Source organism: Caballeronia calidae (assembly GCF_900044055.2).
Classification (GTDB): Bacteria; Pseudomonadota; Gammaproteobacteria; order Burkholderiales; family Burkholderiaceae; genus Caballeronia; species Caballeronia calidae.
Window position 1 is genome coordinate 31,135 of the sequence record NZ_FCOX02000036.1, and the last position, 12,033, is coordinate 43,167.

General features: G+C 63.7%; 11 protein-coding genes. 10 read left to right on the forward strand and 1 reads right to left on the reverse strand.

The features are described 5' to 3' along the window. Positions 1–44: 44 nt before the first annotated feature. The 7 genes from AWB78_RS27280 (at position 45) to AWB78_RS27310 (ending at position 7,834) form a co-directional block, all read left to right on the forward strand. Entirely contained in the window at positions 45–857 is an 813-nt protein-coding gene (locus tag AWB78_RS27280; RefSeq protein ID WP_062609095.1) for an IclR family transcriptional regulator, read from the forward strand. Between the two features lie 115 nt (positions 858–972). Beyond that, positions 973–2,172, forward strand: a complete 1,200-nt coding sequence (locus AWB78_RS27285; protein WP_062609097.1) for a DUF3108 domain-containing protein — start codon at positions 973–975, stop codon at positions 2,170–2,172. Positions 2,173–2,275: 103 nt separating this feature from the next. Next, positions 2,276–3,064, forward strand: coding sequence for an alpha/beta fold hydrolase (locus AWB78_RS27290; protein WP_062609099.1), 789 nt, complete (start codon positions 2,276–2,278; stop codon positions 3,062–3,064). Positions 3,065–3,201: 137 nt separating this feature from the next. Then, on the forward strand, positions 3,202–3,459 hold the full coding sequence (locus tag AWB78_RS27295; protein ID WP_008351849.1) for a BTH_I0359 family protein: 258 nt from the start codon (positions 3,202–3,204) through the stop codon (positions 3,457–3,459). Positions 3,460–3,680: 221 nt separating this feature from the next. Beyond that, the gene (locus AWB78_RS27300) at positions 3,681–4,742 is read left to right on the forward strand and encodes a homocysteine S-methyltransferase family protein (RefSeq protein WP_062609190.1); all 1,062 of its coding nucleotides are present in this window, start codon (positions 3,681–3,683) and stop codon (positions 4,740–4,742) included. A 21-nt stretch (positions 4,743–4,763) separates the two neighbouring features. Further along, entirely contained in the window at positions 4,764–7,481 is a 2,718-nt protein-coding gene (metH, locus tag AWB78_RS27305; protein ID WP_062609102.1) for a methionine synthase, read from the forward strand. A 146-nt stretch (positions 7,482–7,627) separates the two neighbouring features. Beyond that, complete coding sequence (locus AWB78_RS27310) at positions 7,628–7,834, forward strand: hypothetical protein (protein ID WP_062609103.1); 207 nt, start codon at positions 7,628–7,630, stop codon at positions 7,832–7,834. A gap of 105 nt (positions 7,835–7,939) precedes the next feature. On the opposite strand, the gene AWB78_RS27315 is transcribed toward AWB78_RS27310, so the two are convergent. Further along, positions 7,940–8,266, reverse strand: coding sequence for a DUF1840 domain-containing protein (locus AWB78_RS27315; RefSeq protein WP_062609105.1), 327 nt, complete (start codon positions 8,264–8,266; stop codon positions 7,940–7,942). A gap of 272 nt (positions 8,267–8,538) precedes the next feature. Here AWB78_RS27315 and argS point away from each other — a divergent pair, with 272 nt between their 5' ends. The 3 genes from argS (at position 8,539) to AWB78_RS27330 (ending at position 12,025) form a co-directional block, all read left to right on the forward strand. Next, positions 8,539–10,323 carry an arginine--tRNA ligase gene (gene argS / locus AWB78_RS27320; RefSeq protein WP_062609193.1) on the forward strand — a complete coding sequence of 595 codons (1,785 nt, stop codon included), beginning with the start codon at positions 8,539–8,541 and terminating at the stop codon, positions 10,321–10,323. A gap of 140 nt (positions 10,324–10,463) precedes the next feature. Further along, positions 10,464–11,225, forward strand: coding sequence for an SPOR domain-containing protein (locus AWB78_RS27325; RefSeq protein WP_062609107.1), 762 nt, complete (start codon positions 10,464–10,466; stop codon positions 11,223–11,225). Between the two features lie 152 nt (positions 11,226–11,377). Beyond that, positions 11,378–12,025, forward strand: coding sequence for a thiol:disulfide interchange protein DsbA/DsbL (locus tag AWB78_RS27330; RefSeq protein ID WP_062609109.1), 648 nt, complete (start codon positions 11,378–11,380; stop codon positions 12,023–12,025). Positions 12,026–12,033: the final 8 nt, after the last annotated feature.

Genomic DNA, 12,033 nt, shown 5'->3' on the forward strand with positions numbered 1-12,033 from the left:
ATCCCTCGCCGGCACTCGGCCGAACGGCATAGGCCTTTTCGCACATGCAATCCACCTCCCTCACCGACGACGAAGACACCGTCGACGCCGCCGAAGAGAAAACGCGCTCCGGCATTCAATCGATCGAAGTCGGCTTCCGTCTGCTCGACGTGCTCACCAACGAGCCGCGCGCGATGATGCTGCGCGACCTCGCGCAGCGCGCGGGCATGAGCCCGGCGAAGGCGCATCGTTATCTCGTGAGCTTTTTGCGGCTCGGAGTTGCGTCGCAGGATCCGGTTTCCGGGCGCTATGAGCTCGGCGGCTTCGCGTTGCAGATGGGTCTCGCGCGGCTCGCGCGCGTCGATGGCGTGAGGCTCGCGCGCATCGCGCTCGCCGAACTGCGCGACCGGCTGGACCAGACTGTCGGCATCGCGGTGTGGGGCAATCAGGGGCCGACGGTCGTGCACTGGATGGAGTCGAGCCATCCGGCGAAGGCATCGCTCAAGCTGGGCGACGTGATGCCGCTGCTGACGTCCGCGACCGGCCTGCTGTTCGCCGCCTATCTGCCGCGCAGCAAGACGCAGCCGATGCTCGATCGCGAGCTCGCCGCGATGAAGCAGACGATGGCCGATGTCGAGCCGCAGCTCGCCGACGTGCGCGAGCATGGCGCGGCGCGCGTCGAAGGCATGTTGCTGCCGACGATTCACGCGTTCTGCACGCCGGTCTTCGATTCGACCGGCGAACTCGCGCTGGGGCTGATCGCGCTGGGGCACGAAGGCACGTTCGACACGCGCTGGGGCGGCGAAATCGACTCCGCGTTGCGCGAATGCGCGCGCGGGCTGTCGTATGAACTGGGGTATAAGGCGGGCGAGCGCTGACCTGCGGGCTCGCAGCGTTTGGCGGAAGGGTCAGGAACATCGTTTCGACCGCGCTTGTCTTATGCCTTTCGCCTGACCTGCCTGATCCGCAATACGCGTCCCTTCCTCCTGCACGATGTCACTGTTCGAATCTCGCCGTCATCGCCCCGCGCCGGGCGAGCCGCTCCATGCCGCCTCCGCAACTTCCGCGCCGCGACGCTGGGTGCCCTGGCTGCTGGCCGCGTTGATCGTCGCCGGTTTGCACTGGAGCGCAATGCGGTGGATCGACCGCAGCCGGCTGCCGACGAACGCGCCGCCGGAAACGCCGCCCGTCGAAGTGCAATTGCTGACGCCGAAGCCGGTCGCGCCGCCCGCGCCCGCGCCGCCCAAGCCGGCCGCGCCGACAACGCCCACGCCGCCGAAGCACGCCGCGCCCGCGCCGAAACCGGCAGCCGCGCCCGTACTGAGCGCGACGACGCCGCAACCGGACGCGCCCGCGGCAGCCTCCGCCGGTCCCGCATCCGGTTCCGCCCAAGCGGCCGCGCCATCGCCCGCATCTCAATCCGCTTCACAGCCCGCAGCGCAGCCCACGGACGCATCGGGCGACAAATTCGATGTTCCGCCCACGGGCGAGCTACGTTACGACACGCTCGTGAACGGCATGATGAATCAGACCGGCACGATCCACTGGGCCAACGACGGCCAGCATTACGAAATGGTCGTCTCGATTCCGCTGCCTTTCGTCGGTCCGTATGTGTATTCGAGCAAGGGTCATATCGACGGATTCGGCATCGCGCCGGAACAGTATTCCGAGCAGCGCGGCCGCCGCGCCGCCGACATCGCCATCTTCAATCGCGAAACGAAGCAGATCGTCTACACGAAGACGCCGCAAGCCCAGCCGCTCGCGGACGGCGCGCAGGACCGCTTCAGCGTCGTCATGCAGCTCGCGAGCCTCGTGCGCGGCGCGCCGGACAAGTACAAGCCCGGCGTGACGCGGCAATTCAGCGTCGCGGACAACGACAGCAACGAAATCTGGCCGATCGAAACCGTCGGCGATGAAAACGTGCAGGCGCGCGGCGGCTTCACGACCGCGCGGCATTTCACCCGCCTGCCGCGCAAGGAGGGCGACCGCCGCAAGCTCGACATCTGGCTCGCGCCGTCGATCGGCTGGCTGCCCGTGCGGATTCTGCAAACCGAGCCGAACGGAATGCAAATCGAACTGCTCTGGGCGGGCAAGCTCGCGCCATCGACAGCGGCGACGGCAAGCGGAACCGCAGGCACGTCGAATGTGTCTGATGAAAGCGCACCGGCCGTGTCAGAGCCGGACAAGCCGTAACGCACGCGTCACACTTCGTGGCATCCGCATTGCGGGAAGCGTATGGCATCGCGAGCAGTCAATCGGAGACAGCATTGCAAACCGCACTCTTTACGGAGCCGATATGCAGTTGACGATCAATCGCATCGACACACGTTACGTTCTCGACAACGAAGGCGGCGGACCCTGGCTCGTCTTCATTCATCAACTGGCGGGTGATCTGTCGGTCTGGGACCAGATGGCCGGCTATTTCCGCCACGATTTCACCGTGCTGCGCTACGACCTGCGCGGGCACGGCGACACCACCGCATCGCCGGACAGCTTCACCATCGACGATCTCGCCGATGATCTCGCGCAGTTGCTCGACCAGCTCGGCGCGCCGTCCGCGCATGTGGTCGGGCTGTCGATCGGCGGCATGGTCGCGCAGAAGTTCGCGATCAACCATGCGGACAAGGTGGAATCGCTGACCGTCGTCGGCGCACCGGCGTTCATCCCCGAGGATGCGCGCCCGACCTTCGCGCAACGGGCAGCGTCCGTGCGCGAAAACGGGACTGCGAGTATCGTGGAATCAACGCTCGAACGCTGGCTCACGCCTGACTTTCGCAAGGCGCATCCCGAAGTGGTCGAGCCGATCGGGGAAACGATCGCGCGCACACCCGCCGAGGGGTTTGCACGCGCGGCGGAAGCGGTCAGCCGTTTCGATGCGCGGGACAAACTCGCTTCCGTGAACAAACGCACACTCGTGGTAGCGGGCGAGCACGACGTTGGCACACCGCATGCTGCTTCAAAGGTGATCGCGGACACGGTTCCGGGCGCGAGATTCGAACTACTCAACGCGGCGCACCTGTCACCGGTCGAGGAATCGCAGCGCTTCAGCGCGTTACTTGGGGCCTTCTTACGCGATTCCACATGATTCGTCCTGTTTGTTGCTGAAAAAGAAAGCCTCGATACAACCGGCATCACTTCGAGGCCACCCCTTGAATTCCAACCCAATCGCTCCAATTACGATTCAGGATTGCCAGGAGCAAACAAGGAATAAGGAGTGTCGCCATGCAAATGATCTACAACAGCCCCAACTATTGCGTTGTCGAGTTTCCGCCGCAAGACAACCATCTCGCCATGAAGGCGGGCGGCTACGAGATCGTCGACAAGAACACGCAACGGGAAATCTTCATCGACGGCGCACTGGCCGCGAAGTTTCGCGAGCACGTGCAGCAGCTGATCGCGGAAGAGCCTTCGCTCGAGGATGTCGATGAGTTCCTCGGCCAGTTCGATATCTTGATGAACCAGCCAGTCGTGCTTCACTGATGCACCCGTTGCGCTGACGGCCTGCCGCCAGCGCCCGCCGCCGCACGGACCTGCGGCCCAGGCGACACTCGCCACTTTCAAAAGACCCCGCCCGGCAACCGGCGGGGTTCTTTTTTGCGCGGAATCACGCCCTTCTTCACGTCTCTTCAGCCGGAAGCGACCGCTTCGCGCTGCGGCTACAATGTCAGGCTATTTCACATTTGGTGCAGGCCTTGTCCGTCATGACCCCGAACGCCATTCCAAAAGCTTCCGCGCGTGCGTACACACGCGGCGCCGCGCTGCCCGCGCTCCTGAAAAAGCGCATCCTGATCCTCGATGGCGCGATGGGCACGATGATCCAGCGCTACAAGCTCGACGAAGCCGCGTATCGCGGTGAGCGCTTCAAGGACTATGGCCGCGACATCAAGGGCAACAACGAACTGCTGTCGATCACGCAGCCGCAGGTCATCCGCGAGATTCACGAGCAATATCTGGCGGCGGGCGCGGACATCGTCGAGACGAACACGTTCGGCGCCACGCGCGTCGCGCAAGCCGACTACGGCATGGAAGACCTCGCGGCCGAGATGAACATCGAGTCGGCGAAGCTCGCGCGCGAAGCCTGCGACAAATACTCGACAACGGACAAGCCGCGCTTCGTCGCGGGCGCGATCGGGCCGACGCCGAAGACCGCGAGCATTTCGCCGGACGTGAACGATCCGGGCGCGCGCAACGTGACCTTCGACGAACTGCGCGACGCGTACTACGAGCAGGCGAAGGCGCTGCTCGACGCCGGCTGCGATCTGTTTCTCGTCGAAACGATCTTCGACACGTTGAACGCAAAAGCGGCGCTCTTCGCGCTCGATCAACTGTTCGACGATACCGGCGAACTCGTGCCGATCATGATCTCGGGCACCGTCACCGATGCATCGGGCCGCATTCTGTCGGGACAAACGGTCGAGGCGTTCTGGAACTCGCTGCGTCACGCGAAGCCGCTGACTTTCGGCCTGAACTGCGCGCTCGGCGCGGCGCTGATGCGCCCGTACATCGCCGAGCTGGCGAAGCTGTGCGATACCTACGTGTCCTGCTATCCGAACGCGGGCCTGCCGAATCCGATGAGCGATACCGGCTTCGACGAGACGCCGGATGTAACGTCTGGATTGCTGAAGGAATTCGCGACGGCGGGCCTCGTGAACGTCGCGGGCGGATGCTGCGGCACGACGCCGGAGCACATCGCGGAAATCGCGAAGGCGCTCGCCGAAGTTAAGCCGCGCGCGTTCCCGTCGCAGTATCGCGACGCAGCCTGACATCAGAAAGAGATAACAGACATGACCGATCACACGATGCGTCTCTCCGGCCTCGAGCCGTTCAACGTCACCGACGGCTCGCTCTTCATCAACGTCGGCGAGCGCACGAACGTGACCGGCTCGAAGGCCTTCGCGCGCATGATCCTGAACGGCCAGTTCGACGAAGCCCTCGCCGTCGCGCGCCAGCAGGTCGAGAACGGCGCGCAGGTCATCGACATCAACATGGACGAAGCCATGCTGGATTCGAAAGCCGCGATGGTGCGCTTTCTGAATCTGATCGCATCGGAGCCGGATATCGCGCGCGTGCCGATCATGATCGACTCGTCGAAGTGGGACGTGATCGAGGCCGGCCTGAAGTGCGTGCAGGGCAAGGCGATCGTCAACTCGATCTCGCTCAAGGAAGGCGAAGACGCGTTCAAACATCACGCGAAGCTGATCCGCCGCTACGGCGCGGCATCGGTCGTGATGGCGTTCGACGAGCAAGGCCAGGCCGACACGTTCCAGCGCAAGACGGAAATCTGCAAGCGCTCCTACGACATTCTCGTGAACGAAGTCGGCTTCGAGCCGGAAGACATCATCTTCGATCCGAACATCTTCGCCATCGCGACGGGCATCGAGGAGCACAACAATTACGCGGTCGATTTCATCGAAGCGACACGCTGGATCAAGCAGAATCTGCCGCATGCGAAGGTGAGCGGCGGCGTGTCGAACGTGTCGTTCTCGTTCCGCGGCAATGACCCTGTGCGCGAGGCCATTCACACCGTATTTCTGTATCACGCGATTCAGGCGGGCATGGACATGGGCATCGTCAACGCGGGCCAGCTCGGCGTGTATGCCGATCTCGATTCCGAGTTGCGCGACAAGGTGGAAGATGTCGTGCTCAATCGTCGCGACGACGCCACCGACCGCCTGCTCGAAAACGCCGACAAGTTCAAGACCGGCGCGGCGAAGAAGGAAGAGAACCTCGAATGGCGCAACCAGCCGGTCGAGGCGCGGCTCTCGCATGCGCTCGTGCATGGCATCACGAACTTCATCGTCGAAGATACCGAGGAAGTGCGGCAGAAGATCGACGCTGCCGGCGGCCGCCCGATCAACGTGATCGAAGGGCCGCTGATGGACGGCATGAACATCGTCGGCGACCTGTTCGGCGCGGGCAAGATGTTCCTGCCGCAAGTGGTGAAATCGGCGCGCGTGATGAAGCAGGCGGTCGCGCATCTGATTCCGTTCATCGAGGAAGAGAAGAAGCGTCTCGCCGATGCGGGCGCCGACGTGCGGCCGAAGGGCAAGATCGTCATCGCGACCGTGAAGGGCGATGTGCACGACATCGGCAAGAACATCGTGTCGGTCGTGCTCCAGTGCAACAATTTCGAAGTGATCAACATGGGCGTGATGGTGCCCTGCGCGACCATCCTCCAGAAGGCGAAGGAAGAAGGCGCGGACATCATCGGGCTTTCCGGGCTCATTACGCCGAGTCTCGAGGAAATGGCCTACGTCGCGTCCGAAATGCAGCGCGACGAATACTTCCGCGGCAAGCAGACGCCGCTGCTCATCGGCGGCGCGACGACTTCGCGCGTGCACACCGCCGTGAAGATCGCGCCGCATTACGAAGGGCCGGTCGTGTATGTGCCGGATGCCTCGCGCTCGGTGTCGGTGGCGTCGAGCCTGTTGTCGGACGAAGGCGCGGCGAAGTATCTCGACGAGCTCAAGAGCGAGTACGACCGCATCCGCACGCAGCACGCCAACAAGAAGGCGCTGCCGATGGTCACCTACGACGAGGCGCGAGCCAACAAGACGAAGATCGACTGGAACGCGTACACGCCGAAGAAGCCGAGCTTCATCGGGCGCCGTGTGTTCAAAAATTACGATCTCGCGGAACTGGCGAATTACATCGACTGGGGTCCGTTCTTTCAGACGTGGGATCTCGCCGGCCCCTATCCCGCGATTCTCAACGACGAGATCGTCGGCGAATCGGCGCGGCGCGTGTTCTCCGACGGCAAGTCGATGCTCTCGCGCGTCATTCAGGGCCGCTGGCTGACGGCGAACGGCGTCGTCATGCTCTTGCCCGCGAACACCGTGAACGACGACGACATCGAGATCTACACGGATGAATCGCGCTCGCAGGTCGCGATGACATGGCGCAATCTGCGTCAGCAGAGCGTGCGTCCCGTTGTGGACGGCGTGATGCGCCCGAACCGCTCGCTCGCGGATTTCATCGCGCCGAAGGATTCGGGCGTGAAGGATTACATCGGCATCTTCGCGGTGACGGCGGGTCTCGGCGTCGATAAAAAGGAACGACAGTTCGAGGCCGATAACGACGACTACAGCGCGATCATGCTCAAGGCCCTGGCCGACCGCTTCGCCGAAGCCTTCGCCGAAGCGCTGCACGCGCGCGTGCGTCGCGAGCTGTGGGGCTATGCGCCCAACGAAACGCTCGACAACGATGCGCTGATCGCGGAGAAGTACGTCGGCGTTCGTCCGGCGCCGGGCTATCCGGCGTGCCCGGACCATCTGGTCAAGCGCGATATGTTCGAAGTGCTTCAGGCGGATGAAATCGGCATGAGCGTCACCGAATCGCTCGCGATGCTGCCCGCCGCGAGCGTCTCGGGCTTCTATCTCGCGCATCCGGACAGCACGTACTTCTCGGTGGGCAAGATCGGCGACGATCAGCTGGCGAGCTATGCCGAACGCATGGTGATGTCCACGTCGGACGCGGAGCGCGCGCTCGCGCCGCAGCGTTGAAGGCTCGAAGCAACGACATATCGCGCGCGCTATAGCGGGAATGCGCTGGAAACCGGCGGAAAGTTTTTGGTTTCCGTAGACTTGTCAGCGCGATCAGCCGTCAACGCGACGGGCATCGCGCTCTTTTCGTCAACGGAGAAAGTCGCATGAAGAAGATGACGTCCGCCGTAACCGTAGCAATCACCGCGGCTTTGCTCGCAGCTTCGAGTTCCGCTGCGTTCGCGCAGGCGAGCAGCACTCAGGCGTCCTCGTATTCGCCGCCGCAGTCGGAGCACAAGAAGAAACCGAAGAAGCCGAAGAAGCCGCACACGCCCGCGCAACCGGCAGAACCGGAAGGCGGCCAGTCCAAGTAACGCTCGATAGCGCGACCGAAGCCGTCAGACGTTTCATCGGAAGAAAAAAACCCGCATCGGAAGCGATGCGGGTTTTTCTTTGTCGACGCCTTGGACGCCGGGAAATCAGACGCCCCAGAGAATATCCGCGTTGTGCTTTTGCGCGAGCCGCAGCATGTCGACGAACGGAAAGGCGCGCTGCGCGAGTCCGACTGCATGCTCGTGCGGATGGTGGCCTTCCTCGCCTTCGTGAAAATGGCCCTCGTGCTCGGCGCGCTCTTTCTTGTCGGTGGCGACAGCCGTTTCGAGTTTCTGGATGGCCGCAGGGATGTCTTCGTGCGTGATGACGCCCCGTGCGGTGAGCGGCTTGCCGATGATACCGAGCAGGTACTCCGCAAGATCCTCCATCATGATGACGTCCGGCGCGGCGGGGCTTTTGAATGTGATCAGCATGGCATGGTCCTTTTGCTTATGTTGGGTTATTGGCGGTTCGAACACGCAGACGAGCCGGTCTCCCTGACAACATGACGACACCCTGATTCGACATATTAGCACCTGCTAAAATCCCAGTTTTATACGTATATAAATGGCCTCGGTCCGTTATATGTCTGCGAGGCTTCGCAGACATGGCGAGTGGCGTTTCCTTTGCCGCAAGCGCGCCACGGTCGATCCATCGCCATACCGGCATCAACGCTCCGGACTCGCTCCACTGGATCACATTCAGCATGCTGCCCGCACATAAACACACTCTCGAAACGCTCCTCACCGACGCGGTCAAGCAGGTCGCGCTAGCCACTCAAGGCGCCAGCGAAGCCGCCTTCGTCACGCCCGCGATCGTCCTCGAACGGCCGAAGGTCGCGGCGCACGGCGACGTCGCATCGAATGTCGCGATGCAGCTCGCCAAGCCGCTGCGCGCGAATCCACGCCAGCTCGCGCAGCAAATCGTCGATGCGGTGCTCACTCTGCCGGCGGCGAAAGGTCTCGTCGAAAGCGCCGAAGTGGCGGGTCCCGGCTTCATCAATCTGCGTCTTGCCGCCACGGCGAAGCAAGACGTGATCCCGGCCGTGCTGGGCGAAGGCGCCGCGTTCGGCCGCTCGACGCGCGACGCGGGCAGGCACGTGCTCGTCGAATTCGTGTCGGCGAATCCCACGGGTCCGCTGCACGTGGGCCACGGCCGTCAGGCCGCGCTCGGCGATGCGCTCTCGAATCTGCTCGAAACGCAGGGCTACGACGTGCATCGCGAGTTCTACTACAACGACGCGGGCGTGCAGATCAACAATCTCGCGACCTCCACGCAACTGCGCGCGCGCGGTCTCAAGCCGGGCGACGCGCAATGGCCCGAAGCCGCGTACAACGGCGAGTACATCGCCGATATCGCGCATGACTACATGGCGGGCGAAACGGTCGCGGCGAAGGACGGCGAGCCCGTGAAGGGCAAGGGCGACGTCGACGATCTCGAAGCCATCCGTCATTTCGCCGTCGCGTATCTGCGCCACGAGCAGGACATGGACCTGACCGCGTTCGGCGTCAAGTTCGACCAGTTCTATCTGGAGTCGTCGCTGTACAAGGAAGGGCGCGTCGAGAAGACGGTCGCCGAACTCGTCGATGCCGGCAAGACCTACGAGCAGGACGGCGCGCTGTGGCTGCGCACCACCGACGACGGCGACGACAAGGACCGCGTCATGAAGAAGTCCGACGGCACGTACACGTACTTCGTGCCGGACGTCGCGTATCACGTGACGAAGTGGGAACGCGGCTTCACCAAGGTCATCAACATTCAGGGCTCGGACCATCACGGCACGATCGCGCGCGTGCGCGCGGGTCTGCAGGGACTCGGCATCGGCATTCCGAAGGGCTATCCCGACTACGTGCTGCACAAGATGGTGACCGTCATGCGCGACGGCCAGGAAGTGAAGATCTCCAAGCGCGCAGGCAGTTACGTGACGGTGCGCGATCTGATCGAATGGTCGGGCGGCCTCACGCCGGGCCACGAGACCGCGCCCGATCAGATCGACGAAGACACCATCCGCCGCGGCCGCGACGCCGTGCGCTTCTTCCTGATCTCGCGCAAGGCCGATACCGAATTCGTGTTCGACATCGACCTCGCGCTCAAGCAGAACGACGAGAACCCGGTCTACTACGTGCAATACGCGCACGCGCGCATCTGCACGATCCTCAACGACTGGAAGGAGCGCTACGCCGGCGATCTCGCGCAAGCCGCGAAGGCCGATCTCTCGCCGTTGTCGAGCGACCGCGCGATGGCGCTGCTCAACAAGCTCGCCGAGTTCCCCGAGATGCTCGCGCACGCCGCCGAGGAACTCGCGCCGCACGCGGTCGCGTTCTATCTGCGCGATCTCGCTGGCGAATTTCACTCGTTCTACAATGCGGAGCGCGTGCTCGTCGACGACGACAAAGAGCGCACCGCGCGCATCGCATTGCTCGCGGCGACGCGCCAGGTTCTCGAAAACGGTCTCGCGACCATCGGCGTCTCCGCTCCTCAAAAGATGTAATCGTCCGCGGTCCTTCGCCGCACGCGCTCCGAAATCGGAAGATTCCGGCGCGTGCGGACGGGAGCGTGGCGCAGGTGTGTCTTGACCCACGGCTATAATCGTCGCCCAACCAGAAGACTTTCTCGCAGGTGATTCATACGATGGCAAAACCACGCCGCACATCGAAGCAGTCGAAGCAAACCGGGGGAACCTTTCTCGGCATCGTGCTGGGGCTGATCGTCGGCCTCGCGATCGCCGTGATCGTCGCGCTTTACATCACGCGCGCGCCCACGCCGTTCGTGGCGAAGGTCGCGCCGCCGCCGTCCGAAGCCAACTCCGCACCGTCCGCCGCGCAACCCTACGATCCGAATCGTCCGCTGCAAGGCAAGACGCCGGGCCAGCCGGTGCCGCAAGCCGCGCAGCCCACGCCGCCGAACACCGCGCCCGGTCAGAGCACCAATCAGTCGCAGTCGTCGGGCATGCTCGACGAGCCGCAGATCGTCGAAGTGCCGCCCTCGGGCGCGACCGCTTCCGCCCCGAAGACCGCCAGCCCGGCCATCGCGAAGAAGCCCGAGACCGCGCCCGCCGCACCGGGTGCGACGAGCAACGCCAACGCCACGCCGCCGAAGGGCGGCTCGGCGCCCGCGACCGCCAAGACCACGCCGCCCGCGCCGGGCGAGCCCAATACCGGCTACTTCCTGCAAGTGGGCGCGTACAAGACGCAGGCGGATGCCGAACAGCAGCGCGCGCGCCTCGGCTTCCAGGGCTTCGAGTCGAAGGTCACGCAGCGCGATGCGGGCGGCGTGACGTACTATCGCGTGCGCATCGGTCCGTTCGCGAAGTTCGAGGAGATGAACACCGCGCGTCAGCGTCTGTCCGACGCCGGCGTCGATACGGCCGTGATCCGCTTCTCGAAGCAATAAGGCAGCAATCGAAGTCGACGCGCCCGCGCTGCCGCGAGACGGCGGCGCAGGCGCGGACGCTCAGGCATTTAAGCGTGGCTTAAGCGTCGTATGTCCCACTAACGGGCCTGCTTGTGTCGTTCTTGCGTACCCATTGCGTACTCTCTCCAATCATGAAAAAACTGTTTAGCGCGTTGGCTCTTTCCGCTGGCATCGCAGCCGCTTCGTTGAGCGTCGCCGGATCGGCGACGGCCGCGCCCACCGCGGGCAAGGACTACACGGTGCTGCAGGCCGCGCAGCCGGTCGCCGCGCCCGCTGGCAAGGTCGAAGTCATCGAGTTCTTCTGGTATGGCTGCCCGCACTGCAACGAGTTCGAGCCGTACCTCGAGGCATGGGCGAAGAAGCAAGGACCGGACGTCGTGTTCAAGCGCGTGCCGGTGGCGTTCCGCGACGACTTCATCCCGCACTCGAAGATGTACCACGCGCTCGACGCGCTCGGCGTCGCCGAGAAGGTCACGCCCGCCGTGTTCAACGAAATCCACGTGAAGAAGAACTATCTGCTGACGCCGCAGGCGCAGGCGGACTTCCTCAAGACGCAGGGCGTCGATCCGAAGAAGTACATGGACGCCTATAACTCGTTCTCGACGCAAAGCGCGGTGCAGCGCGACACCAAGCTCCTGCAGGACTACAAGATCGACGGCGTGCCGACTGTCATCGTGCAGGGCAAGTACGAAACCGGCCCGGCGATGACCAACAGCCTGCCAGGCACGACGCAGGTGATGGACTTCCTCGTCCAGCAAGTCCGCGACAAGAAGCTTTAAAGCCTCTC